This window comes from Arsenophonus sp. ENCA (assembly GCF_002287155.1).
Lineage (GTDB): Bacteria > Pseudomonadota > Gammaproteobacteria > Enterobacterales > Enterobacteriaceae > Arsenophonus > Arsenophonus nilaparvatae.
In genome coordinates, this window is the sequence record NZ_NHNG01000241.1 from 1 (window position 1) to 781 (window position 781).

Sequence of the window (781 nt, forward strand, 5' to 3'; positions counted from 1 at the left end):
TAGTTGGCTGGACAAAGCCATTAGTACGCCACCAATAAAATACCGAATTTTTATGCCCTGCATGCAAACCTCTTGTTGTTAATTGTTGGATTTAACCGTCAAATGCCACATTTATTTTTAACGGAAAGTACCACCTCAGGACTTAGACAGCCGATCTCTGGTTAAATCTCATAATATTTAGGATGTTTTTAGATCTCTAAGACTACCATGTTAAGCTTAAGGTTCACCACTATGTTTTTTGATAGATTATTTGATATCTATCGAATTTTATTAACTACATTATGGTCAAAAATAGTTGTTTAATACAGGTTACTAATATTATCACTTTAAATAATATAAAACATATTAATAATCAACTACGATTACAATCAATAAAGTTGTTAATTCATAAATAAAATTATTCAAATATAACGAACAACAACATACATCACAGATGATCTATTTAACTCAATGTATTAATACAATTTTGTTATCTATTTTTATGATAAAATTTTCATTCTAATAATTTTATGGAATATTATTCTTATAGAAAATGATTTGTTTGTCGATCAGAAAAAACAATAGCGCCTACTTTACCGTAGCCGCTATGAATTGGAGAGGTTAACTATTCAAATATATCCTCTGATAATCTATCACTTTGGCCAAATTAAGTATTGTTATTTTAGCAAATGTCATTTCATCAAGTGGTGAGCGGTACCATATTAGTAATTTATTCTGCCAATATCTCATTGAAATAAATTCATTTTTAGCAGAAAGATAACTATACACGAGTTTCGCACAG

1 protein-coding gene is annotated in these 781 nt (G+C 28.7%); it reads right to left on the reverse strand.

All coding sequences use genetic code 11. The features are described from left to right. Window positions 1-600: 600 nt before the first annotated feature. A partial coding sequence (locus CBG25_RS06185; protein ID WP_290605342.1) for a hypothetical protein occupies window positions 601-781 on the reverse strand: 181 nt, incomplete at its 5' end.